The sequence below is a fragment of the Candidatus Methylomirabilota bacterium genome, from assembly GCA_003104975.1.
GTDB lineage: Bacteria > Methylomirabilota > Methylomirabilia > Methylomirabilales > Methylomirabilaceae > Methylomirabilis.
In genome coordinates this window covers 62715-86039 of sequence record PQAM01000004.1, presented here as the reverse complement: position 1 = coordinate 86039, position 23325 = coordinate 62715, and the positions used below count along the sequence as shown (strand labels likewise).

The window sequence follows — 23325 nt, the reverse complement described above, 5'->3', positions numbered from 1 at the left end:
GATGACGCCGGATCTGTTTGATCACATATCTGCTCCGCCCCAGAAGGTCCCCGGGCCGCTTGCCGACCGGATGCGTCCCAAGACGCTTCAGGAGTTTGTCGGGCAGGAGCACCTGCTCGGGGAAGGGAAACTTCTCCAGATGGCGATGGCGGCGGGGGAGCTGCCGTCGCTGATCCTGTGGGGACCGCCCGGTTCGGGTAAGACGACCCTTGCCTTCCTGTTGGCGGATCGGTACAAGGCCACCTTCGTACCGTTTTCGGCCGTTACCTCCGGGATCAAGGAGATCAAGGAGGTGATCGCCCGCGCTCAGCAGGAGCGCGCCTATGGCCGGCGGACGCTCCTGTTCATCGATGAGATTCACCGTTTCAATAAGGCCCAGCAGGACGCCTTCCTGCCGCATGTCGAGGGGGGCACGATCGTGCTGATCGGGGCGACCACCGAGAACCCCTCGTTCGAGGTCATTGCGCCGCTGCTGTCCCGGGCGAAGGTTGTCACATTGCGCCCGCTATCGGAGGAGGCGTTGCTGCTCATCCTTCGACGCGCGCTCAGCGATCCGGAGCGGGGGCTTGGCCGTCTGCGGATTGAGGCCGATGACGAGGCGCTGCGCCTCATCGCCGGCCTCGGGTCGGGAGACGCGCGCGTCTCGCTGAATACCCTGGAGCTGGCGGCGCAGATGGTGCAGGCACAGCCCGAAGGAAGCCGGCGGTTGACCGTAGAGATCGTTCGGGAGGCATCAGGCAGGCGGACGCTGCTGTACGACAAGGCCGGGGAGGAGCATTACAACCTGATCTCGGCCCTGCACAAGAGCCTGCGAGGCAGCGATCCGGATGCCTCTTTGTACTGGCTGGCCCGTATGCTGGCATCGGGTGAAGACCCGCTCTATATCGCCAGGCGACTGGTTCGGTTCGCGTCGGAAGATGTCGGCAATGCGGAACCGCAGGCACTACAGGTGGCGCTGGCGGCCAAGGAGGCGTACCATTTCCTCGGCTCGCCGGAGGGGGATCTGGCGTTGGCTCAGGCCGCCGTGTTTCTGGCGACCGCGCCCAAATCGAATGCCGTCTACCGGGCATTCGGCGAGGCGCGGCGGGATGTCGAGGAGGCGCCGCTCGAAGGGGTGCCGCTGCACCTGCGGAATGCCCCCACGACCCTCATGAAAGAGATGGGATATGGGGCAGGGTGCCAGTACCCGCACGATCTGCCCGAGGCCTTTGCCGATCAGGACTACCTGCCTGAACGGTTGAAGGGGCGCGTCTACTATCACCCGACCGACCGCGGGTTGGAAGCCGAGGTCGGAAGAAGGCTGGCCGAGTGGCGTCGCCGAAAGGCAGGGATACCGCCGGCCAGAAAGTCCCGCTCACCCACGCCCTCTCCGCACCCAGAGGGTACCCGGGGCGAGGGGGAATAAATAGACTCCTCTCCCCTGGCGGGGGAGAGGATGAAGGTGAGGGGGCGTGTAGGGGGAGCGGACTTTCATGACCATGTGCACGGTACCGACGCATGGGGTATTAGAAGAAAGGAGTGAATGAGATGCGAAAGGCTGCGATCGTGATGGCGTTCACTGTAGCTTCGGCATTGAGTCTCGGAACTCCAACCGCTTGGGCCTTTACCTGCCCGGTCCTGTACGAGCAGTGCCGGCAGGCGATCAAGCAATCCAAGGCGGATGATACGGTGAAGCAACAGGTCAGCCAGATGTGTGAAGAAGGCATCAAGCTTCACAATGATGGGAAGCACAAAGAGTCGGTAGATAAACTGAACGAAGCGCTCAGACGGCTGGGGAAGAGGTAGGGGGGCGCGAATGGCGGGTATTCACACGGTGGGGGTTGTCGGGGCCGGGATCATGGGGTCCGGCATTGCGCAGGTCGTTGCTCAAAGCGGCTATACCGTCGTCGTCAGAGAGGCGGAGCAGCGCCTGCTGGATAAGGGGAGGCAGACGATCGATCGCGGGCTGCAACGAGCGGTCGATAAGGGACGGGTGACCGTTGAGGAAAAGACGGGGGTGCTCGGACGGATCCGGTGGACCCTGGCCCTGGAGGATCTGAAGGCGGCCGATCTGGTCATCGAGGCGATCACCGAGGACCTCCCGCGCAAGCAGGAGCTGTTCCGCGCCATGGATAGCTTATGCCCGCCCAGTGCGATCTTTGTCAGCAACACCTCCTCCATCAGCATCATCTCGCTGGCCTCGGTGACGGCGCGGGCCGACCGGTTCGCCGGCCTGCATTTCTTTAATCCCGTTCCGCTGATGAAGCTGGTGGAGGTAGTCCGAAGTATCCGCACCAGCGAGGAGACCTTTCAGGCCGTCTCCGATTTCGCCGTATCGCTTGGAAAGGAGCCGGTCGCAGCCAAAGACCATTGCGGCTTCATCGTGAACCGCCTGTTAGTGCCGTACCTGCTGGATGCGATTCGGGCGTTAGAGGCGGGTGTCGCCTCCACGGTCGATATCGACAAGGCGATGCGGCTGGGCTGCAACCACCCGATGGGCCCCCTGGAACTGGCGGATTTTGTTGGCCTCGATACGACCTGCGCTATCGCGAATATTATGTTCGAGGAGTATCGGGAAGCGCGGTATGCGCCACCCCCACTGCTGAAGAAGATGGTAATGGCCGGCTACCATGGGCGAAAGTCGGACCGGGGTTTCTACGACTACTCCGGCCCGACGCCGCAGCCGACCGACCTGGGACTGTGATGTGGCTCCGGAAGGCTGGTGCCTGCACGTCTTGACAAACGGGCTGTGCGGTGCTACAAAGATCGAGCCTTTTGATGACCGGCTTATCCCCATGCGAGTTTTGGGCAGGTAGCTCAGTCGGTAGAGCACAGGACTGAAAATCCTGGTGTCGACGGTTCGATTCCGCCCCTGCCCACCATCTATCTTACGCATCAGCAAATCGCCATCCACTATATTCTGTTAGTCTCGATCATGTCCGACAACTATGTTCGCTCCTTCACTCCACGAGGCGGACATTTCGTGCGCCGCCAACAGGACTATGAAAATCGCTTGACACTCCCCAGATGCGGCGATAGGCTTTCGACACTGCGAAGATCCGTGTGGCTTGTCGAATGCGCGGGAGGCACGCTGAGAGCGCCCGTATCGCGCTCATCAGCATGAGGAGGAGAACAATGAGACCATATCGGGAATGTTGGCTCCAACAGGAACACGGTTGGGTCTCGGCTGCGCGATGGACGGTACACCACCGAATCGTTGCTTCTCTGCTCTTTTTGCTGACGCTGCTCCTCGTGCCGGAGGCCTGGGGCGCAGTCCGCTACGTCGCCATGTCCGGCAAGAACAATCCCACCTGCACGCAGGCGGTGCCGTGCCGCACGATCCAGTACGCGGTCGACATCGCCGGCCCCGGCGATACGATCAGTATCGGCAAGGGCAAGTTCCTAGAATCCTTCGGCGTGATCATCGACAAGGACCTGACTATTAACGGAGCGGGCATCTTTTCTACCCGCGTGTTCGGCGGCTGGCCCGGCTACAGCGTCTTCCACATCCAACAAGGGGCCACCGTCACCATCACCCGGTTGGATGTGATGTTTGGACACGCGGACAACGGCGGTGGGATCTCGAACCGTGGCCACCTGGCTATGGAGTATGTTCGGCTCTGGAGCAACAGCGCCAAGATCAATGGCGGAGGCATCTACAACGACGCCGACAGCATGCTCTCGATATCGAAGAGCGAGATCGCGCACAACTCCGCCGGCCGTGCCGGGGGCGGCCTCTACAACCTGGGGATCGTCTCGCTCAACGAGGTCAGGATCGTGAAGAACGACGCGAATATCGCGGGTGGCGGTATCCAGAATGGTGACCTGCTGATCGACGTAGGGGGCGCCTCCAACGCGACCATAGAGCGCTCGGAGATCTCCTACAACGAGCCCTTCGGTATTGACAATGCCGGCTGGATGTCGCTGATCAACACGACAGTGAGCTCGAACGCTGCCGTGGGGATCAATGATGAGGGGGGTCATACGGTTTTGACCCATGTCACGGTTGCCGAGAACGGCAAGGGTCCGACCGACGTCCCATCCGGCTTGCGCTCGGGCTTGGGCGGGACTTACACTTCTGCCGGCGAATTCGCTCTCTTCAACACGATCGTCGCGAACAACGCCACAAAGCAGTGCAACTTGGGTGCAGCTTCCCTCTCCGCCACCGGCAGCCTGATCAGCGACGGCACCTGCGGGTCGTTCTGGTCCGATACCCTGACTGGCGGTACCCTGGTTGGCGTCGATCCCAAGCTCGGGCCGCTCAAGCCGAATGGGGGGTCCACACACACCCACGCGCTTAAGTCCGGCAGCCCCGCCATCGATGCCGGCTTTCCTGGCGCATGCGCGTCAGTCGACCAGCGCGGTGTGTTGCGCTCGATCGACGGCAATGGTGATGGCCAGGTGAACTGCGATATCGGCGCCTTCGAGTACGTACCCCTAAAGCGGGGCTTGCCGACCGATCTCAACCAGTAGGGACATCGAAGCTCTGCCCGCTGCGTGACGCGCCCAGGCGAATTCCTTACTGCCAACTCACGGCTGATCGGTCTCCAATCCGAGTCATACTACCCGGAGGAGTCTAGGTAACTGGGAAAGAATGCTGGGTGAGTCTGGGACGGGCTATGAGGAACTGCCCGCAAGGGATGCAATATTTCTACCGCGGGCTGGCCGATTCAGAAGAGGGCGCCAAAGAACGCGAATTATCCGTAGGGGCGCAATTTATTGCGCCCAAGGCGGGCGTGATGAATCACGCCCCTACACACGGCATCAAACGCGGCTTTGTTTATAGGTCCGAACGTGTTGAGCGATACCGTTTGAGTGCTGGTGGCGGTCCTGGTAGTAGTTCGATGCCCGCCTTCCGGCTCGCTTTGGCGAGTCCGGTGTCCAGCGTGGCCAGCGGCGCGCCGTGACGGATTGCGACGTCCAGGTACGCGGTATCGTATGCGGACAGACCATATTGTCGCGCCAGCGGCAGAATATTACTGACGCTTCTGGCTACCGGTAGCGAGTCCTCATGGATCGTCAAGCCCTCCAGCAACTCAACGAAGCGCCTGATTTCCGATGGGCTGATCCGCTTGCGCCGCTCCGCCACGATCACTGCGTTCGTAATTTCCAGCGGCCACACTGCCGGGACCAGCATCCGCTGTCCTTCAAGCGCAACCAGCACCGCGTCCGCGTACTCGCTCGCCTCATCCGGAAAGCACCAGGCGAGCGCCACGGACGCATCGACGACGATCATCGTCAAAACCGCCTCCCTTCCTCCACCATCTCGCGCACACTCATCGTGTCAGGCTTGACCCGCTTGCGCAGCGCGCGCATCCCGTCGACGATCTCCTGATGTGTCGGCTTCTTCCCTGTTCGTCCAACAGGTACCAGCATTGCCGCCGGAACGCCATGCCGTGTAATGGTGATGGTCTCCCCCTTGCTGACCCGGTCCAACAACTCCGCCAGGTGTGTCTTGGCCTCGAATGCGCCTACGGTGCCCATAGTGTCCTCCGATCAGACTGGTTTAAACTGGTATAATTGTAGCCTGAACAGGCTGCCCGGTCAACCGGGTCAGCCGATAACTCACGATACCGCTTGACGCGCTCCGGCGAATCTCTTACTGTTAGCTCGCGGCTGATCGTTCCGTGGTGGCGCTGCCTAGCCTTTTGACGTATTTGGAGGCCAGTGCAGCAAAGGCGAAAGAGGACAGAGGAAATGCAGCAACATCAAGAGGACGCGGCGAGCTACCGTGGTGCGGGCGTTGACGTTGAGCGGGAAGAGCAGGTACTGTCCCGGGTCATCGAGACGGTGAGCCAGACGTTCGCCTTTGTGCGGGACGTCGGCAAGCCGGTCCTGCCCGTCGGCTTTTTTGCCAATGTTATCGATATCGGTCACGGAATGGGCCTGGCGCTCTCGACCGACGGGGTGGGTACAAAGCTGATGATCGCGCAGATGATGGACAAGTACGACACGGTCGGGATCGACTGCATGGCCATGAATGTGAACGATGTCCTCTGTGTGGGGGCGCGACCGATCGCCTTTCTGGATTATATCGCGGTGCAGCACGCGAACCCCGATCTGATTAACCCCCTGATGTTGGGACTCAAGGAAGGGGCGCGCCAGGCAGGGGTCGCGATCTGCGGCGGTGAGATTGCCCAGGTCCGGGAGATGCTCGCATCCGAGCGGGATGGGTGGGGCTGCGATCTGGTCGGGATGTGTGTCGGGCATGTCCCGCTCGACAAGGTGATCGTTGGAAAGTCGGTGGCGCCCGGCGATGTCATCATCGGCATTCGAAGCAGCGGGATCCACAGTAACGGTCTGACGCTGGCCCGGCAGGTCCTGTTTGCGCAGAACAGGTATACGGTAGACACGAAGTTCGAGGAGCTTGGGCGAACGCTCGGCGAGGAGTTGCTGGAGCCGACCATCATCTATGTGCCGGAGGTGGTTGAGGCGCTCGCGCGGTCGCTCAACATCAAAGGGCTGGCCCACATCACCAGCGATGGGTTGCTGAACCTTTTACGGCTGGACACCGCTTCTCATCCGGTCGGATATGAAATCGACCGGTTTCCGCCGATCCCGCCGATCTTCTCTCTGATCCAGCACGCGGGGGGTATCCCCGATCACGAGATGTTCCAGGTCTTCAACATGGGGGTCGGGTTCTGTGTTGTAATCGCTGAAGCTGATGCGGCGTCGTTTATGGACATCGTCAAGCAACACGGCCGAGAAGCCTTGCAGATCGGGCGCGTAGTGAGCGATCCGGAACATAAGGTTGTCATCCGACCCCGCGGTCTGGTTGGTCAGGGCAATCAATTCTTTCACGTGTAGCCGACGATTCCGAAGCCGTCATTGCCCAGAACGTCTCCTGGGTCATTGCGAGGCGCAGCCGAAGCAATCTCACAGTCGTTCGGGGCAACTACGGTGAGATTGCCGCGCTCCCGTTGGTCGCTCGCAATGACGAGCCAGTGACGGGACGGTCTCTCAACGAACTTTCATGCTCATGGGCGCACCAGCAGCGCATGCGGTATTCCCGCGAAAGTGGGAATCCGGAAGGTCCTGGATCCGGGTCGAGCCCGGAATGACAAGCACTGTGAAAGGACTTATGGGGTACCACAGCGAGCTGCCCTTGTCCCATGACTGGATCCCAGTACCACCGTGAGCGTTCTCGATTTGAAAGCGCAAACGGGTCGTGTTAGGATTGAGTTATCCTTGATAGCGAAAGGGATGGCTCAATGGGACGGGGATTCGGGTCGACAGCTCCGACCGTAGCCCTCATCGCGGCTATCTGCCTGTTGTGGGTCTATCCGTTTTGTTTGTTCCACCAGGCCGGCACCGTCGCGTATCGTTATGTCGCCTCGTCTGAATTCGATCATGGTTCATCCCCTCCGGCCCTGTGCGATGCTCACGTACTCCATGCGGTCGTCACCGGCCAAGAGGTGGGCGCCGATACGAAGGCCGGTCTCAGTCTCCAGAGTTTCCCCCCATCCACAACCCCTCGCGAACAGTTCTGGGTCGTCCGGCACTATGAACTGAGCGGCGCCTTACCGTCCGGCCTCTCATCCGTCTCACTCGCCTCTTCCGTCAGGTTGCACAGCCTGTACGCGGTCTATCAGATCTAATTGCTCTACACGTCTCGTGTAGTATCCCCAACGCTTCTTGACATCATGTCCGAAGCCGTCATTCCCGCGAAGCTTGTCCCCGCAGGCTCTAAGCGGGGAGCGGGAATCCAGGGCGTTCTGGATTCCGGAGCCTGCCCCGGATCCGATCCGGGGCAGGCTCCGGAATGACAAAGTGATCGATAGTGATATCGTCGAGTATGCATAACGTTGTTGATGGGCAATCTATGATGCAAGTAGGGCGACGTGTTGGTATCGCGTTGCTGGCATTCGTCGTTGTGGCGGGCGGATGCGGCAAGCAAGAGACCGCACCTGCGCCGCACGAGACGGGTAAGGCAGAACAGCGCGATGGCCGGGACGAACATCCGCATGGCCAGGCGCCACCTGACGGAGAACACAGGGAGACGGTTGGCGCCGGCGAGGCGTCGGTCGGCGTTCGACTCACCACGGAAGAACGTGAGAACATCGGTCTCAGGACGGAGGTGGCACAGCTCCGGCCGATTGAGGATGTTCGCAAGCTGAATGGGATTGTCAGGCCGCATCCCGACAGAGTGGCGCAGGTGACCAGCCGCGTGCCGGGTATCGTGCTCAGTGTCCATGCGCCGCTCGGCGCCTGGGTCAGGCGGGGCGATGATCTGCTGGATGTGAAAAGCGTCGAGCTGGAACGGTTGGAGTTGAGCCTGATTCAGGCAGAGAATCGGCTGGCGCTAACGAAGATGGATCTGGAGCGAACGCGAGCGCTCGTGGAACGGGAGATCGTGGCCAGAAAGGAGTTGCTGAAGATCGAACACCAGCACCGGGAGATCCTGAACGAGATCGAGAGCCTGACGCGCCAACTGAACTTTCTCGGTCTCCCTCAGCAGGCCATCGCGCGGATTCGTGGGGAGCAGATGATGGCGACGCTGCATCTGCCCGCCCCCATCAGCGGGACGATCGTCGAGCGTAGTGTCGTGATCGGCCAGGCGATTGAGCCTAACATCGCATTGATGAGAATTATTGATGCCTCCATCATGCTGGTCGAAGGGGAGGCCTTTGAAGACATGTTACCTATGTTGCAGCTCGGACAGAAGGTCCGAGTAACGATCGCCGCGTACCCCGATGAGGTCTTTGAGGGGAAAATCAGCTTTATTAGTCCGACGGTCAATCCGACGAAGCGGACTATTCCGGTATGGGCAGAGGTCGTCAATCGGCGGGGGTTGCTGAAACAGGATCTTTTTGCGCAAGTCTACGTGATCGTGGGAGGGCAGCGCGAGAGTCTCACGATTCCAGTTGAGACCCTTATCAGCGCCGAAGGATCAGAGTTTGCCTTTGTCGAACGGGGCGGCGTCTATCTCCGCGCAGACCTCGAACTGGGCAGCCGGAATGACCGCTTCGCTGAGGTCAAGCGAGGTCTCGTCGCCGGCGATCGGGTTGTCACGGACGGCAGCCGTCAACTCTATGCGAAATGGCTCGCCACCCAAGGCAGCGGACCGACGTTGGGCGGACACACACATTGAAATAGGGGATAGGTGTTGGGGGTTGGGTGTTGGGGAACAAGGTCTGGGGTTTTCCTTTGAATCCTACCCCCTATCCCCCAACCCCTAACCCCTGCTTGGAGTGATGATGTTTGCCTGGATTATTGAACGGTCATTGACCAATCGTATCCTCGTAGTGGTCGCCTTCGTGGTGGTGCTGATTGTCGGCCTGTTCACGCTACGCCGGATCACGCTCGACGTCTTCCCCGAGTTCGCTCCACCACAGGTCGTCATTCAGACCGAGGCCCCCAGCCTGCCACCCCAGGATGTGGAGTTGCTCATTACCTTTCCGATCGAGTCCGCTATTAATGGAACTCCGGGGGTGGAGGTGATCCGATCGAAATCGACCGCCGGCTTGTCGAGTGTCATTGTCGTCTTTGAGTGGGGAACGAACATCTACTCGGCGCGACAACTCGTCAATGAACGGCTCCAGGCGGTCAAGGATCGTCTCCCACCGGGAACCAAGAGCCCCATGATGCTCCCGATCACATCTGCGGTGGGCTGGCTGGTCAAATATGCGCTCACGAGCGATAGCGTCTCCCTGATGGACCTTCGAACGATCTCGGACTGGGTGATCCGTAATCGCCTGCTGGCGATTCCTGGGGTAGCGTCAGTGGTCTCCATCGGCGGGGAGGTCAAGCAGTATCAGGTGCTGCTGTCTTCAGACAAGCTGTTTCAATACGGTCTGACCACCAAGGAGATCCTTGATGCCGTCAGACAGGCGAACGTCAGTGTCCCTGGAGGCTTTCTGGTAACGCCGGGCCAGGAGTTCGTCATCACCGGCGCCGGTCGCATCTCGTCGCTTGACGAGCTTCGACAGACTAAGGTGGCAGAGCGGGGCGGGACGCCGATCCGATTGGATCAGGTGGCGACGGTCCGCTTCGGTCCGGAGTTCAAGCGCGGAGACGCCACATGGGAGGGTAAGCCTGCCGTGATCGGTACGGTCTCGAAGCTCTTCGGGGCCGATACCTTGACGGTTACGTACCAGGTGGAGCAGGCGCTGGAGGAGATTCGCAAGACACTGCCGCCGGGGGTCGAACTGAATACGCAGGTCTTCCGTCAGGCGAGCTTCATCGAGTCCTCGATTGCCAACCTGCGCCAGGCGATCCTGGAGGGGGTGGTGGTCGTCAGTATCGTCGTCATCTTGTTCCTCTTTAATGTCCGGGCATCGCTGATCACCTTGACGGCGCTTCCGACCTCGTTGATCTCCGGTGTACTGGTGCTCAAGGCGTTCGGAATCGGCATCAATGCCATGACCCTGGGAGGACTGGCTATTGCCATCGGTGAGGTCGTGGACGATGCGATTGTGGACGTCGAGAATATCGTCCGCCGGCTCAGGCTTAACCAGGAGAAGGTCTATCCCGATCCCCCCTTGAGGGTGATCTATGAGGCGTCGGTAGAGATCCGGCACGCCGTAGTCCATGCCACCTGGATCGTCCTGATCGTTTTTATGCCGATCTTTCTTTTGGGCGGGGTAGAAGGGCGAATCTTCACCCCGCTTGGGCTTGCCTACGTCTCTGCGATCCTCGCCTCGCTCGTAGTGGCAGTTACGTTGGTTCCGGCTTTGGCCGCCATGCTTCTGATCCGTCGCGGGGAGGCCCAACCGGAACAGGAGAGTCTGACCGTCCGGGCCATGAAGCGAGTCTATGAAGCGCTCCTGCGCCCGGCGCTCCACCGACCCTGGAAGGTGATAACTGTCTGTATGCTTCTGATCTCGGCCAGCCTGGCCGTTATCCCGTTCCTCGGCCGCTCCTTTCTCCCCGAGTTTCGTGAAGGGAATTTCATCCTGCAGGTGACGATGTTGCCGGGGATTTCCCTTGCGGAGTCGATGCGCGTGGGGGAGCGCATCGTCCGCATGCTGAAACAGCACCCCGAGGTTGTCTCCGTTTCTCAGCGGGCCGGCCGGGCGGAACTGGACGAGGAGGCGCTGCCGCCGAACGTGAGTGAATTCGATATGGCGATTCGATACAGCACGCGCGATCCGGAGCTGCTGCTCCATGCCATCCGCGAGCATCTCGAAAAGATTCCCGGTGTGGCCACCGTACTGGGCCAGTTCATCGCTCACCGGTTGGACGAGGTCCTCTCGGGTATCCGGGCCCAGATCGCCATCAAGATCTATGGCCCCGACCTGGTTGTCCTGCGAGAAAAGGGGCGGCAGGTCGAGCAGATCATGCGGGAGATCGATGGGGTCACGGACCTGCTCCTCGAACCCCTCATCAATGTTCCGGGGGTACGGATTACAGTCGATCGGGACGAGGCCTCCCGTCTCGGTCTGGACGTCGGCGCTATTCTGGAGATGACCGAAGTGGCCTTCGGTGGGAGATCGGTGTCCCGAGTTGTGGAAGGGCAGCGGGGTTTTGATCTCTTCGTCTGGTTTGACGAGACCTCCCGCAAGGACCGCGCCTCTATGCGCAACCTTTTGATCGATGCGCCGGAGGGACGAAAGGTTCCGCTCCGACTGGTGGCCGACCTCGAGATCGTGAACAGCCCCTTCATGATCAATCGGGAGCGGTTGCAGCGGCGGATTGTGGTTCAGGCGAATGTTGCGGACCGGGATCTGATCAGCGTGATTCATGAGGCCCAGCGTAGGCTCGCCGGAGAGGTTCAGCTTCCTGCCGGCTACTTCATCGAGTACGGCGGGCAGTTTGAAAGTGAACGGGAGGCGGCGAGGGTCCTGATGGTGTATGGCGGGCTTGCGGTGACCGGGATTTTTCTCATGCTGCACAAAGCGTTCGGCTCGTCCCGCGCTGCTCTCCTCGTCATGGTCAATCTCCCCTTGGCCCTGATCGGCGGTGTGGCGGCCATCTTGCTTACGGGGATGGTCACAAGCGTTCCGTCGTTGATAGGGTTCATCAGTGTTTTTGGGATTACCGCCCGCAATGGGATCATCCTGGTCAGCCACTATCGGCACCTTCGATCTGAGGGTGTTGCGAAGGAGGAAGCGATTATCCAGGGGTCGAAGGATCGGCTGGCGCCGATCCTGATGACGGCTGCCTCGACCGCGTTGGGCCTGCTCCCTCTGCTGTTCGGTGAGGCGACCGGAAAAGAGCTGGAGCGGCCGTTGGCTCAGGTCATTCTGGGAGGTCTCTTCACCTCCACCCTCTTGAACATGATCGTCGTGCCGACCCTGTTCATGCGGTTCGGCTGGGAGCGGGAGGAGACCTTCCGACAACAGTTGGCCCTGGAGCGCGGCGACCTGTTCCGACCGGCGGCCGTCGAATCGGATAAGCGATGAACAGATCAGCGCTATGGCCGGTCCTGCTGACAGCCGCCCCGCTGCTTCTTACGGCCGCCACGGCGTGGGGCCATGCCTTCCCCGATCACTCGGAGCCGCGGGTAGGGTGGGCGCTTCAGGCGTCGCCCCCGCGTGTGAGGTTGTGGTTCGACGGAAGGCTGGAACCCGCCTTCAGTCACATCAAAGTGGTCGATATAAACAACCGGCAGGTCGATAACGGGGACGGGGGCGTGAATCCTGCCGACCACACCGTCTTGGAGGCATCTCTTCCGTCCCTGCCCGCTGGGCGATACGGGATCGTGTGGAGCGTTGTCGATCACGACGGCCACCGCACCAAAGGCGATCTTTCGTTCAGCATCGGGCCTGGCTCTTACGAGCGACCACGAGCCACCAGCACGCCCGCCACGCTTCCGCAACTCTTTGTCCGCTGGATAAACTTCATTGGGCTCTCGATGCTGATCGGCGTGCTGGCCTTTCATCTGCTCATCATTCGGTCGGTTACGCTCCCGCGTCAGGAATTCGAGACGGTTGAGCAACCGTTCCGGCGCCTGGGGCTGAGTGCTATTATGCTGGTGGCGTTGGCGAGTGTCGGCGAACTCGTTTTAAGGACGCAGATGATGAGCGAGAGAGGGTTGGCCGAGATTCATGCTAGCCTCCCGGTGGTGCTCAGGCAGACCCATTTCGGTGCGGTATGGCTGGTCCGGATGGGCCTTATTGGGCTCCTGACCCTCGTGTGGGGACTCAGGCGGACGACTGCGCCGCAGAGCGAGCGAGCCATCATGTTCTCCCTTGTCGCAGCCGCGTTCATCGCCCTGACGACGACCCTGTTCGGGCATGCCGCACACTGGGGAGACCTGTCGATGCCGGTCCTTATCGACTGGATCCACCTGGTTGCGGTCTCCATCTGGACCGGCGGACTCTTTACGTTGGGATTTCTGTTCCAGCGTTTCGTCGCGCCTTCCGGGGCGGAGGAGGTGGCGCACGGCCTCGCGGCAGTAGGCCGTCCTTTCTCGAGGATGGCCGCCTACTGCGTGTTTACACTGTTCGTGGCGGGGCTCTTCAACGCTTGGCTGCAGGTGGCGTCGCTGCCGCCGCTCGTCACTACCCCTTATGGATTGACGCTCGTTGCGAAGATCTGCTTGATGGGGCTCATATTGGTCCTGGCGGCCGTAAACAGGTATTATTTCCTACCGCTTATGCGAGACCCTGGCGGCGTGGGGAGCCATCCACTGGCGAACATGATAGATCGTCTTGGTGGGGCCTGGCTTGTCGGAACGGGACGCGACCGAGCCGCCGCGGGCCGACGGCGCCTGCGCCAGTTCATGCGGTTGGAGTGGATCCTGGTGATCGCCGTCCTGGCCCTGGCGGCGCTTCTGACGCATCTGCCGCCGGCCCGCCACCTCCTTGCCCGGCAGCATCTTGAGCAGCACATTCCGCATTAGCCCGACCGATTCAAGAGACCAAAGGCGCTTTTGACGAAGACCGACAACATGTGATAAATTGAGTGAGTCCGACCAATCAGCAATCAGGCGTTGTGGTCTCTGCGAGACAGTCATCAGCTATCAGCGGATGTCAAAGGAGGGACGGAATGAGAATCGGCGGCAGGACTGCTCGGCGATCCCTTGCGCTGACCGTGATCGGTGGGGCAGTGGTGCTGTGGGGCTGCTCGGGTATACATCTCAGACCGGAATCTTACGATTGGGTTGTCGGTGAGCGGACGGCGCCCGCTGCGGTGAAGGCGGCCAGGGCGGCTATCGCTGAGGCTGAGGCGGTCGGCGCGACGCACCAAGCTGCGGCCCAGTACCCCATGGCGAAAGCGAGGGAGTACATCTTCCTGGCTGAGGATGAGTTATCGGATCGCGACTTTGCGGCGGCCGAGACGGCGGCCGGGATCGCGCTGGCGGCTGCCCAGGAAGCGAAGGCGATGGCGCAGCGCGGAAAATAGGCTGAGGGCCGGCAGCGATACACTGACACTGCCTCAAGGGGAGGGGGCTCGACCATGAACGGGAGTCGAAAGGGGGGCCGGGCAATCCGGTTGACGCTGCTGACGGTGTCCGTGGCTGTGATCATGGCGGGGTGTGCGACCACACAGTCGTACCAACCGGAGATCGACAGTATGAAGAGGGCGCTTGCCGAGGCAAAGGCGGCGGGCGCCGAGACGCGCGCGCCTCGGGAATACGCGGCGGCCGAGGCGTGTCTGGATTGGATGACTCACGAGGCGACGGAATTTCGTCCATTTGCGGATCCTGACGCCCGCATACACGGCAGGTGCCAGGCCGCCTTGACGGCGCTGGGGGATCGAATGGCTGCCCCGCCGGTGACGCCGCAGCCCAAGATCGCCCAGGCGGAAGGAGCAGCGGAGGCGATCTCGCCTCCGGTGACGCCGCAGCCGGAAACCGTTCAAGCGGCGGAAGAAAAGGCATCGCCTTTGCAGGATATCTTTTTCGACTACGACAAATCGTCGATTCGGGCGGACATGAAAAAGAGCCTCACTGAGAACGTTCGATGGTTAAAGGCCAATCCGTTGGCCTCGATTATTATCGAGGGCCACTGTGACGAACGCGGAACCGTAGAGTACAACCAGGCGCTTGGGCAGCGACGAGCGACGTCGGTCAAGAACCATCTGGTCGCCGCCGGGATCGACGTCAAACGGATCAAGATCGTCAGTTATGGGAAGGAGCGGCCCTTTGTGGAAGGCCACGACGAGTCGGCCTGGCAACAGAATCGGAGGGCCCATTTCGTCCTGCAGTAATCTATCCCTCTTCCAGACAACCGCTCCGCCTGCCGTCATTCGATCGGGTCACCACCAGTCTGCGATAGGTTGCCGATGCACGAACAGATGATCTATGCGACGTATGACGAGATGCAGGCGGAGCTTCTCCGCCTGCATCTGGAGTGCCATGGCGTTCCGTGCCGGCTCCGATCTATGCGGGTCGGCGGCTTTCATGGGATTACCTTCGGTCCGCTTGCGGAAATCTGGCTGATGACCTCGACTCCGTACGCCGTCAAAGGGAGGCGGCTGATCGAGCAGGCGACCATGCGCGGATCGCTCTCCCTCCTGCCTGGGGGCGTCGAACAATCGAAATGACGGTCGACGCTGGAAAGCTCAGGAGTCTGCCTGAACTGGCGGCCATTGTCACACGACGGCGAGCACTGGGGGAGCGGGTGGTCTTCACCAACGGCTGTTTTGATCTGCTCCACCGGGGACACACCCGTCTGTTGCAGCAGGCGAGGGCGCTGGGCGACCTGTTGATCGTTGGGCTGAACAGTGACGCGTCGGTTCGTCTGCTCAAGGGCCCGTCCAGGCCGGTGCTCTTGCAGGATGAGCGGGCTGAACTGCTCTCGGCCCTGTTCTCGGTCGACTACGTGGTGATCTTTGAAGAGGCCGACCCCGGCCGTATCATCGCCGCACTACAGCCCGATGTCCTGGTCAAGGGCGCCGACTGGACCATGGATAAGGTTGTCGGCCGAGAGACAGTGGAGCGAGGCGGCGGGCAGATCGTGACGATCCCGTTGGTAGAGGGCTGTTCGACAAGCCGTATCGTGCGTCGTATCATAGAGACGGCGCTTCCGCACCGGGCTGAGAGCTGACCGTATGGCCATACGATCGTTAGAGTCGTCGGAAGATCTGCTGATCCCTGAGATCGCTGAGATTGCGGATCGACTGGACAGCGGGGACGAGACGCTGTCGGTCACCGGTCTATTTGGGGCCTCAAAGGCGTTGATCCTTTCCCGGCTCGCCCGACGGGTGCGACGTCCGCTCGTCATCGTGGTCTCGTCATCTGCCGAGGCCGAGGTGTTGGCGAAGGATTTGCAGCTCTTCTGCCGCAGCTCGGTAGGCTTCTTGCCTGAACGTGATGAGGACCCGGAGACCAGGTATCAGCGGATCGCCTGCCTCGCGGGTCTTGCGACCAAGGCGCTGGATCTTACGGTGGTCTCTCTTCGCGCCGCACGCGAACGCCTGTCGTCCCCGTCGGACCTTCTGGGAACTGCCGTCACACTGTGCGTCGGACGTCTTATCGCACGGGAAGAACTGATTACCGCCTTCGAGGCGGGCGGGTACCGGCGAGTGCATCAGGTAACGGAGCGCGGTGAATACAGCCTGCGTGGGAACCTGCTCGATCTGTTCCCTCTGACACCCGATCTGAGTCGTGGCGAGGCATCGGACCTGCCCGTGCGCGCCGAATTCTTCGGTGACGAACTGCTTGAGCTCCGTGCATTCGATCCGGACACTCAGCGGTCGGTCCGCTCCGTCGAACAGGTGCCCGTCCTACCCGTAAGAGAAGCGCCATCGACCGGTGGCATGGGTCTGCAGGTCGTGGAGGCGACGGCCGATCTTCTGCAGTATGTGTCGCCTGATGCGCTATGGGTCCTGGTCGATCCGACCGGGCTTCGATCTGCAGCGGACGATGCCGCGTCGCCCACCTCCCTCCTCGACTGGCGCGACGTGGAGCAGAGGCTCGCCGTGAGACCGCGGATCTTTGTGGAAGAGCTGTTCCCGGCTCATCGGCTTGGAGAAGAGACGGTTGTGAGCGTTCAAGTGCGGACGATCTCGGCCTATCACGGACGCATGACAGAGGTCGTGCGGGACCTCAAGGAATGGCGTCGGCAGGGTCGACGAATTCATCTGGTGTGTCGGAGCGAGGCCCAGGGTCGGCGCCTGGCCGACGTCCTGAACGAACACGACGTCGCGGCCTCTGTGGGTGACGGAATGGCGTTGTCTGGCGAGATCATCATTCTGTCTCGCGGGCTCAGCGGCGGCTTCCACCTGGATGAGGCGTTGCTGACCTATGTGACCGAGGCCGAGATCTTCGGGACCCGCCACATCCCGCCCCGCCGCTCGCGACCCAAGGAGGTCTCCCCCCTTGCCTCCTACCAGGAGTTGACGTACGGCGATTTCGTTGTTCACGAGGATCACGGGATCGGCGTCTACAAAGGACTGCGGCAGCTTGCGGTGGGCGGGACCGAGGGGGACTACCTGCTCATCGTCTATGCCGATCACGCCAAGCTCTATGTGCCGACCGGCAAACTGCATCTGATCCATCGGTATGCGGGCGCCGACGGCAATCCACCCCCCCTCGACCGATTGGGGGGCACCTCGTGGGCCAAGGCGAAGGAGCGGGTGAAGGCGTCCGTCCGCGAGATGGCTCAGGAGTTGCTCGCGCTGTATGCGGCCAGACAGGTGATCAAGGGGCATGCGCTGTCGCCCGATACGCCGTGGCAACGGGAGTTCGAGGCCGGATTTCCATATGAGGAGACGCCTGATCAGCTCCAGGCGATCGCCGATGTCAAGGCCGATATGGAACGGGACCGGCCGATGGACCGCCTGATCTGCGGCGACGTGGGCTACGGGAAGACCGAGGTCGCGATGCGGGCCGCCTTTAAGACGGTCATCGCCGGGAAGCAGGTGGCGGTCCTGGTGCCGACCACGGTCCTCGCCCTCCAACATACGCAGACCTTTACCGAGCGGTTCGGCGGCTTCCCGGTCAAGGTCGAGATGTTATCGCGTTTCCGCAGCCGCAAGGAGCAGCGCGACATCCTGCGTGGCGTGGGCGAGGGAACCGTCGATATCGTGATCGGCACCCATCGTCTGCTGCAAAAAGATGTTCACTTTCGAGACTTGGGGCTGTTGGTGGTGGATGAAGAGCATCGCTTCGGCGTCGCGGCCAAGGAGCGCATGAAGCAACTGCGACGGCAGGTCGATGTCTTGACACTGACCGCCACCCCGATTCCGCGAACCCTCCACATGTCGATGCTGAGGGTTCGGGATATCAGTACCATCGAGACCCCGCCGGAGAACCGCCTGTCGATCAAGACGACGGTCGCCAGGTTCGACCCGGTTCTCATCAAAGAGGCGATCGAACACGAGCTGGACAGAGGGGGACAGGTCTTCTTTGTCCATAACCGCGTCGAAACTATCCAGCGCGTTGCGCGTCTGATTACGCGGTTGGTCCCAGAGGCGAAGCTTGCCGTGGCCCACGGCGAATTGCCGGAAGAGCGTCTGGAACGGATCATGTGCGACTTTTACGACGGCAAGTGCAATGTCCTGCTGTGCACCACGATTATTGAATCCGGCCTGGATGTGAGTACCGCCAACACCATCATCATCGATCGGGCCGATGCCATGGGGCTGGCGCAGCTCTATCAGCTTCGTGGACGGGTCGGTCGGGACAAACATCGTGCGTACGCCTATCTCCTGGTCCCGAAGGAGGCGGCGCTGTCCGAGGTGGCCAAGAAGCGGCTCCAGGTCATTGCGGAGCTGACCGAACTGGGCGCCGGATTCAAGGTAGCGGCGAGGGACCTGGAAATCAGGGGCGCGGGCAATCTGCTTGGACCGGAGCAGCATGGTCAGATCGCCGCCGTGGGCATCGATCTGTACTGCCGACTGATCGAATCGGCGGTCAAAGAGTTAAAGGGTGAAGCGGCGGTCGAACCGGTCGAACCCTCCATCAGGCTGGAGGCGGACGGCTACCTACCGGAGACCTATGTAGAGGATCCCAATGTTCGATTCCGGCTCTACAAACGGGTGGCGGCGCTCTCGGCGCCTCAGGAGATCTCGACCTTTCGGGAGGAGTTGGTCGATCGCTTTGGCGAGCCTCCCCGTGAGACCGAACGGCTGTTGACCGCTATGACGCTCAGGATCGCGGCTCGGACACTCCATATCCGAGAGGTTGACGCCGCGGGGAAGACGATTCGCATCGTATTTGACGAGGCGCCGCCCCTGGCTTCGGACAAGGTCGCCGCATTGCTGCGCGAAGAGCGCGGTCGGCTGCGCTACATCCCGAAATCCCCCCACCCCCCCTTTACCAAAGGAGGGCACGGGGGGATTTGCGGTGCGGGGTACGACACGCTGGAATACGCGGCAGACGACAACGATAAGGTTGCGACGGCGCAGATGCTGTTGTCGCGGCTTGAGGGGTGCCGATGAACAGCGTCAGGCGTCAGGCGTCAGGCGTCAGGCGTCAGGATGTGTTCGGGGCATTCCTACACCCTACACCCTACACCCTACACCCTACCTTTGTGATTGTTGTCGTCTTTCTGCTCAGTATCTTCGCAGCGTCGGGCGCCGAAGCGGTGATCCTTGATCGCGTCGTTGCCGTGGTGAACGATGACGTCATTACGTTGACCGAGGTGCAGGAGGAAGGACTTCAGGCGATCCGAAAAATCGTCGAGAATACGTTGGGGATGGAGCGGGAGCGACAGCTCCGCAGCACCGAACAACAGATTCTGGATGAGTTGATTCTCAGACGGCTGCAACTGCAGGAGGCCAAGAAGGAGAACATTGAGGTTACCCCAGCAGAGACTCAGACCGCTATTGAGGAGCTGAAGAAGCGTAACGGTTTGAGCGGCGACGAGGATCTCAGGGCCGCGCTGTCGAGAGAACTCCTGAGTGAAGAGCAGTTTCGGAGGGGAATTACTGAACAGGTGCTGCTGACGAAGCTGGTGTCCCGGCGGGTACGGTCCAAGGTTGTGGTGCTTGACGAGGAGGTCCAGCAATATTACGAGCAGCGGCAGGATCAATTCACGGAAATCCCACAATTCAAGATTCGCCATCTCCTTGTGACTGTCTCGCCTCAGGCGACACCTGCCGATCAATCGCGGGCCAGGAAACGGATCGAGGAGGCGCAGGCGCGTCTGAAGATGGGGACCGATTTTTCCACGGTTGCCAAACAATACTCGGAAGGTCCGCTGGCATCCTCGAGTGGCGAGGTCTGGACCATGAAGCGTGGAGAGCTTGCGCCGGAGCTGGAAGAGGCTGCGTTCGCCCTGCCGGTCGGCCAGCCCAGCGACATCATTACGACCTCGGCCGGTTTTCACCTTATTGTCGTCGAAGAACGCGTTCCCGGCCGAACCCTGTCATTCGACCAGGTGAAGGAGCGTCTGCGCGCCATTCTATTCGACCAGAAGACCGAGGCGAAATTCAAGGAGTGGATCGAAGGCCTGAGGACGAAGGCCAACGTCGAGGTAAAATTGTAGGGATGGGGCTTGCTCTATCCGAGGCGGGCGCAGCAAGCAGCGCCCCTACGTTCCATCCTTGGCGACCTTTCTGAGCCGTTGCTTGAGTAGAAGTCGCTTTGCCGTACTCAGATGGTCGATAAACAAGATGCCGTCCAGGTGATCGATCTCGTGCTGGAGGATCCGCGCCAGCAGGTCGGCCCCTTCCAGGACGAGTTCCCGTTCCTTCCGATCGTAACCCTTCACGATCACCTGTTTGAATCGTGAGACCGGCTCATTCAGGTCCGGGATACAGAGACACCCTTCTTCATCCACAATCTGTCCTTCGCCGGAGACCAGCACCGGATTGATCAGGACTGTGGGCCGATGGGACGTACGGTCGTCCGACGGATCCAGGACAATAACCCGCTGAAGTATGCCGACTTGCGGGGCAGCCAACCCCATTCCTGGAGCCGCATACATGGTCTCCACCATGTTATCGATGAAGCGCTGCAGTTCGCCATCGATCGACGTGATGGGCAACGACTTCTTTCGAATAACGGGGGAAGGATAAAGCAGGATCGGCAGCGTCGCCATATGTTTTTCCTTATGTCAAGCCGAGTGCAAGATCGGCATCGGCGTTTAACGCAAGCGAGGCGTGCTCGCCGTGCAAGAGGCGACGGTAACCGGCGGCCGCAATCATGGCGGCGTTGTCGGTGCAGAGAGACGGCCTGGGATAGTAGACCTCAATACCCTCCGCCGCCGCACACGCTAAGAGCTTCGATCGGAGCCTGCCGTTACAAGCCACCCCTCCGGCCAGGACAAGACGGCGAGACCCTGACGCCAGCGCCGCTGCCAGGCTGACGCGAGCCAGCACATCGACGACTGCCTCCTGAAATCCCGCGCAGATGTCCGCCACCAGACTAGGGTCTAGGGTCAAGGGTTTAGGGTTTAGGGAACGACTTTCTGAACCCTGAACCCTATACCCTATACCCTTCACGTAATTGACGACGGCGGTCTTAAGGCCGCTGAAACTGAAATCGTAGACGCCTTGCGAAGGAGCCGGCCTCGGGAATCGTATCGCATCAGGATCGCCCTTTCCGGCCCACTCTTCGATTCGCGGTCCGCCCGGGTAGCCGAGGCCGAGCAGCTTCGCCACCTTATCGAACGCCTCTCCGGCCGCATCGTCCCTGGTTCGACCGAGCAGCCGATACTCACCGGGGGCTGAGGCCAGATAGAGGTGGGTGTGGCCACCCGATGCGATGAGGCCGGTGAAGGGGAACGAGAGGCCCTCGTGATCCAACAGGGCGGCGTAGAGATGCCCTTCCAGGTGGTTGACGGCGACCAGCGGAAGACGACGGGCGAAGGCCAGCGCCTTTCCGAAACAGAGACCGACCAGCAGGGACCCGATCAGCCCCGGTCCGGCTGTCGCTGCCATCCCATCAAGATCGTCAAGACCGATCCGTGCCCTGGTCAGCGCCTCCTGGACGACCGGCCAGACAGCCTCTATGTGGCGACGAGAGGCCAACTCAGGGACGACCCCGCCGTAGGGGGCGTGGAGAAGATCCTGAGAGGCGACGACCGAAGAACGGATGCGCCGGCCGTCTTCAAGGACGGCGGCTGCCGTCTCGTCGCACGATGTTTCAATGCCAAGCGTCAGATGTGCCATTACCGTACGGATTCCGGTATCCGACTCCCTACACCCGCCATCTTACCCGGCGCTCCCCTTTACGAACCCCTTCTCAATGATCTGAGTGGCCTTGAGAATCTCCATTGCCCGCTTCAACTGGATGTCGGTGGCGGGATCGGGCCCCTCGCGCTTGCCGATCTGAAGCGTCACGTCCCCCTCCTCTTCCGAGATCTTCTTCTCCTCCCGCCGCTCGGGCCGCTCTCTGCTCATTTCACCCTCTTTGTCCTTATCGCCAGGCCCGCTTGGCGCCTTTGCCAGGGTGGGTCGCGGGACCTCTACAATAATGTCAGGGACGAGTCCGGTGCCATGGATTGATCGCCCATTCGGCGTAAAGTACTTTGCCGTGGTCAAACGCAGACCTGATCCATCGCTCAGCGGAACCACCGTTTGCACCGACCCCTTTCCAAAGGTCTTGGTTCCGAGGATGACTGCCCTCTTCCAGTCCTGAAGTGCGCCTGCAACGATCTCGGAGGCGCTGGCTGAGCCTCCATTTACCAACACGACGATGGGGATCTTGGGAATCTGAGCCTCACGTTCGGCCGAGAAACGGAGATCCTGATTCTTGAGCCGACCCTGGGTGTAGACGATGAGTTGCCCATGATCCAAAAACAGATCGGCCACCTGGACGGCCTGATTCAGGAGGCCGCCGGGGTTGTTGCGGAGATCCAGCACCATTGCAGACATGTTGTTCTGCCCTAACTGCTCGATCGCCTTCAGGAGGTCCTTGCCGGTCCGCTCCTGGAATGCGCTGATCCGGACATAGGCTATTCCATCGCCAAGGTCTTTGGTCTTGACACTTTTGACCTCGATAATCTCCCGAACCAGCGTCAGCTCGAACGGCCCCGGGGAATCCTCACGGAGAATGACCAGGGCGACGCTTGTGCCCTTTGGCCCTCGGAGCTTTTTGACCGCCTCCATGAGGGTCATATCTTTGGTTGGATTTCCGTCGATCTTTACGATCCGGTCGCCGGGGTGAATCCCGGCCCGATCGGCCGGCGTCCCTTCAATGGGCGCCACCACCGTCAGCATTCGATCCTTGACGGTGATTTCGATCCCCAGGCCTCCGAATGAGCCATGAGTTTCAACCTGCATCTCTTTGAAGATATCGGGAGCCATGAATGCGCTGTGGGGGTCGAGCGACTCCAGCATTCCTTTGATGCCGCTGTAGATCAGATCGCGGGGTTTCGTCTCATCGACGTAATTCGCCTGGATCAACGACAGAACCTCAGCGAAGACCTTGAGCCGTTCATAGCTGTCCTCGACCGCCGTGACCTCATGGTGGCCGCCGCCACCGATGACCAAGAGCACCAGGGTCAATACGATGACCACATACTTTCGTCCTCTCTGAAACCGACCTCTAAATCTCATTGATTCCTC

20 protein-coding genes and 1 tRNA gene are annotated in these 23325 nt (G+C 60.9%); 16 read left to right on the top strand and 5 right to left on the bottom strand.

Going from position 1 to position 23325, the window contains the following annotated elements; genetic code table 11:
• The first annotated feature begins 1 nt into the window (after nucleotide 1).
• The 5 genes from C3F12_01650 to C3F12_01630 all read left to right on the top strand — a co-directional run bounded on the left by C3F12_01650 (nucleotide 2) and on the right by C3F12_01630 (nucleotide 4452).
• Complete coding sequence (locus C3F12_01650) at nucleotides 2-1405, top strand: AAA family ATPase (protein PWB48494.1); 1404 nt, start codon at nucleotides 2-4, stop codon at nucleotides 1403-1405.
• Between the two features lie 122 nt (nucleotides 1406-1527).
• Nucleotides 1528-1785, top strand: a complete 258-nt coding sequence (locus tag C3F12_01645; protein PWB48493.1) for a hypothetical protein — start codon at nucleotides 1528-1530, stop codon at nucleotides 1783-1785.
• Between the two features lie 10 nt (nucleotides 1786-1795).
• A complete protein-coding gene (locus C3F12_01640; GenBank protein ID PWB48492.1) occupies nucleotides 1796-2683 on the top strand; it encodes a 3-hydroxybutyryl-CoA dehydrogenase in 888 nt (295 codons plus the stop codon).
• Nucleotides 2684-2785: 102 nt separating this feature from the next.
• A tRNA-Phe gene (locus tag C3F12_01635) sits at nucleotides 2786-2861 on the top strand.
• A gap of 253 nt (nucleotides 2862-3114) precedes the next feature.
• Nucleotides 3115-4452 (top strand): hypothetical protein, encoded by a 1338-nt coding sequence (locus C3F12_01630; protein PWB48491.1) that lies wholly within the window; start codon nucleotides 3115-3117, stop codon nucleotides 4450-4452.
• 307 nt (nucleotides 4453-4759) lie between these two features.
• Here the strand turns inward: C3F12_01630 and C3F12_01625 are convergent, their stop codons facing one another.
• Nucleotides 4760-5215, bottom strand: a complete 456-nt coding sequence (locus tag C3F12_01625) for a VapC toxin family PIN domain ribonuclease (GenBank protein ID PWB48490.1) — start codon at nucleotides 5213-5215, stop codon at nucleotides 4760-4762.
• 2 nt (nucleotides 5216-5217) lie between these two features.
• Nucleotides 5218-5463, bottom strand: a complete 246-nt coding sequence (locus tag C3F12_01620; protein PWB48489.1) for a type II toxin-antitoxin system prevent-host-death family antitoxin — start codon at nucleotides 5461-5463, stop codon at nucleotides 5218-5220.
• Between the two features lie 213 nt (nucleotides 5464-5676).
• Here C3F12_01620 and purM point away from each other — a divergent pair, with 213 nt between their 5' ends.
• From purM to C3F12_01565, 11 genes are all read left to right on the top strand, one after another.
• Nucleotides 5677-6786, top strand: a complete 1110-nt coding sequence (gene purM / locus C3F12_01615) for a phosphoribosylformylglycinamidine cyclo-ligase (protein ID PWB48488.1) — start codon at nucleotides 5677-5679, stop codon at nucleotides 6784-6786.
• 404 nt (nucleotides 6787-7190) lie between these two features.
• Nucleotides 7191-7577 (top strand): hypothetical protein, encoded by a 387-nt coding sequence (locus C3F12_01610; GenBank protein PWB48487.1) that lies wholly within the window; start codon nucleotides 7191-7193, stop codon nucleotides 7575-7577.
• Nucleotides 7578-7774: 197 nt separating this feature from the next.
• Nucleotides 7775-9070, top strand: a complete 1296-nt coding sequence (locus C3F12_01605) for a hypothetical protein (GenBank protein ID PWB48486.1) — start codon at nucleotides 7775-7777, stop codon at nucleotides 9068-9070.
• Between the two features lie 106 nt (nucleotides 9071-9176).
• Complete coding sequence (locus C3F12_01600) at nucleotides 9177-12323, top strand: CusA/CzcA family heavy metal efflux RND transporter (GenBank protein ID PWB48485.1); 3147 nt, start codon at nucleotides 9177-9179, stop codon at nucleotides 12321-12323.
• Nucleotides 12320-13765, top strand: a complete 1446-nt coding sequence (locus tag C3F12_01595; GenBank protein PWB48484.1) for a hypothetical protein — start codon at nucleotides 12320-12322, stop codon at nucleotides 13763-13765. The genes C3F12_01600 and C3F12_01595 overlap by 4 nt, the downstream gene beginning before the upstream one ends.
• A gap of 146 nt (nucleotides 13766-13911) precedes the next feature.
• Nucleotides 13912-14268: a hypothetical protein gene (locus C3F12_01590; GenBank protein PWB48483.1), complete on the top strand. Its 357-nt coding sequence runs from the start codon at nucleotides 13912-13914 to the stop codon at nucleotides 14266-14268.
• Nucleotides 14269-14625: 357 nt separating this feature from the next.
• Entirely contained in the window at nucleotides 14626-15075 is a 450-nt protein-coding gene (gene pal / locus C3F12_01585; GenBank protein PWB48624.1) for a peptidoglycan-associated lipoprotein Pal, read from the top strand.
• Between the two features lie 75 nt (nucleotides 15076-15150).
• The gene (locus tag C3F12_01580) at nucleotides 15151-15411 is read left to right on the top strand and encodes a hypothetical protein (GenBank protein PWB48482.1); all 261 of its coding nucleotides are present in this window, start codon (nucleotides 15151-15153) and stop codon (nucleotides 15409-15411) included.
• Nucleotides 15408-15914, top strand: a complete 507-nt coding sequence (gene rfaE2, locus C3F12_01575) for a D-glycero-beta-D-manno-heptose 1-phosphate adenylyltransferase (protein ID PWB48481.1) — start codon at nucleotides 15408-15410, stop codon at nucleotides 15912-15914. The genes C3F12_01580 and rfaE2 overlap by 4 nt, the downstream gene beginning before the upstream one ends.
• A 4-nt stretch (nucleotides 15915-15918) precedes the next feature.
• Complete coding sequence (mfd, locus tag C3F12_01570; protein PWB48480.1) at nucleotides 15919-19251, top strand: transcription-repair coupling factor; 3333 nt, start codon at nucleotides 15919-15921, stop codon at nucleotides 19249-19251.
• Nucleotides 19248-20300: a hypothetical protein gene (locus tag C3F12_01565; protein PWB48479.1), complete on the top strand. Its 1053-nt coding sequence runs from the start codon at nucleotides 19248-19250 to the stop codon at nucleotides 20298-20300. Before mfd ends, C3F12_01565 begins: the two co-directional genes overlap by 4 nt.
• Before the next feature lie 45 nt (nucleotides 20301-20345).
• Here C3F12_01565 and def read toward each other — a convergent pair whose 3' ends face one another.
• The 3 genes from def to C3F12_01550 are packed head-to-tail and all read right to left on the bottom strand — an operon-like array spanning nucleotide 20346 to nucleotide 23316.
• The gene (gene def / locus C3F12_01560) at nucleotides 20346-20855 is read right to left on the bottom strand and encodes a peptide deformylase (protein ID PWB48478.1); all 510 of its coding nucleotides are present in this window, start codon (nucleotides 20853-20855) and stop codon (nucleotides 20346-20348) included.
• A 10-nt stretch (nucleotides 20856-20865) separates the two neighbouring features.
• A complete protein-coding gene (tsaD, locus tag C3F12_01555; GenBank protein ID PWB48477.1) occupies nucleotides 20866-21927 on the bottom strand; it encodes a tRNA (adenosine(37)-N6)-threonylcarbamoyltransferase complex transferase subunit TsaD in 1062 nt (353 codons plus the stop codon).
• A gap of 42 nt (nucleotides 21928-21969) precedes the next feature.
• Complete coding sequence (locus C3F12_01550; GenBank protein ID PWB48476.1) at nucleotides 21970-23316, bottom strand: peptidase S41; 1347 nt, start codon at nucleotides 23314-23316, stop codon at nucleotides 21970-21972.
• Nucleotides 23317-23325 lie beyond the last annotated feature (9 nt).

Bases quoted from the DNA above. Each gene is read 5' to 3' on its own strand.
- C3F12_01650 (PWB48494.1), top strand. From the start codon at position 2: ATGACGCCGGATCTGTTTGATCACATATCTGCTCCGCCCCAGAAGGTC.
- C3F12_01645 (PWB48493.1), top strand. From the start codon at position 1,528: ATGCGAAAGGCTGCGATCGTGATGGCGTTCACTGTAGCTTCGGCATTG.
- C3F12_01640 (PWB48492.1), top strand. From the start codon at position 1,796: ATGGCGGGTATTCACACGGTGGGGGTTGTCGGGGCCGGGATCATGGGG.
- C3F12_01630 (PWB48491.1), top strand. From the start codon at position 3,115: ATGAGACCATATCGGGAATGTTGGCTCCAACAGGAACACGGTTGGGTC.
- C3F12_01625 (PWB48490.1), bottom strand. From the start codon at position 5,215: ATGATCGTCGTCGATGCGTCCGTGGCGCTCGCCTGGTGCTTTCCGGAT.
- C3F12_01620 (PWB48489.1), bottom strand. From the start codon at position 5,463: ATGGGCACCGTAGGCGCATTCGAGGCCAAGACACACCTGGCGGAGTTG.
- purM (PWB48488.1), top strand. From the start codon at position 5,677: ATGCAGCAACATCAAGAGGACGCGGCGAGCTACCGTGGTGCGGGCGTT.
- C3F12_01610 (PWB48487.1), top strand. From the start codon at position 7,191: ATGGGACGGGGATTCGGGTCGACAGCTCCGACCGTAGCCCTCATCGCG.
- C3F12_01605 (PWB48486.1), top strand. From the start codon at position 7,775: ATGCATAACGTTGTTGATGGGCAATCTATGATGCAAGTAGGGCGACGT.
- C3F12_01600 (PWB48485.1), top strand. From the start codon at position 9,177: ATGTTTGCCTGGATTATTGAACGGTCATTGACCAATCGTATCCTCGTA.
- C3F12_01595 (PWB48484.1), top strand. From the start codon at position 12,320: ATGAACAGATCAGCGCTATGGCCGGTCCTGCTGACAGCCGCCCCGCTG.
- C3F12_01590 (PWB48483.1), top strand. From the start codon at position 13,912: ATGAGAATCGGCGGCAGGACTGCTCGGCGATCCCTTGCGCTGACCGTG.
- pal (PWB48624.1), top strand. From the start codon at position 14,626: ATGGCTGCCCCGCCGGTGACGCCGCAGCCCAAGATCGCCCAGGCGGAA.
- C3F12_01580 (PWB48482.1), top strand. From the start codon at position 15,151: ATGCACGAACAGATGATCTATGCGACGTATGACGAGATGCAGGCGGAG.
- rfaE2 (PWB48481.1), top strand. From the start codon at position 15,408: ATGACGGTCGACGCTGGAAAGCTCAGGAGTCTGCCTGAACTGGCGGCC.
- mfd (PWB48480.1), top strand. From the start codon at position 15,919: ATGGCCATACGATCGTTAGAGTCGTCGGAAGATCTGCTGATCCCTGAG.
- C3F12_01565 (PWB48479.1), top strand. From the start codon at position 19,248: ATGAACAGCGTCAGGCGTCAGGCGTCAGGCGTCAGGCGTCAGGATGTG.
- def (PWB48478.1), bottom strand. From the start codon at position 20,855: ATGGCGACGCTGCCGATCCTGCTTTATCCTTCCCCCGTTATTCGAAAG.
- tsaD (PWB48477.1), bottom strand. From the start codon at position 21,927: ATGGCACATCTGACGCTTGGCATTGAAACATCGTGCGACGAGACGGCA.
- C3F12_01550 (PWB48476.1), bottom strand. From the start codon at position 23,316: ATGAGATTTAGAGGTCGGTTTCAGAGAGGACGAAAGTATGTGGTCATC.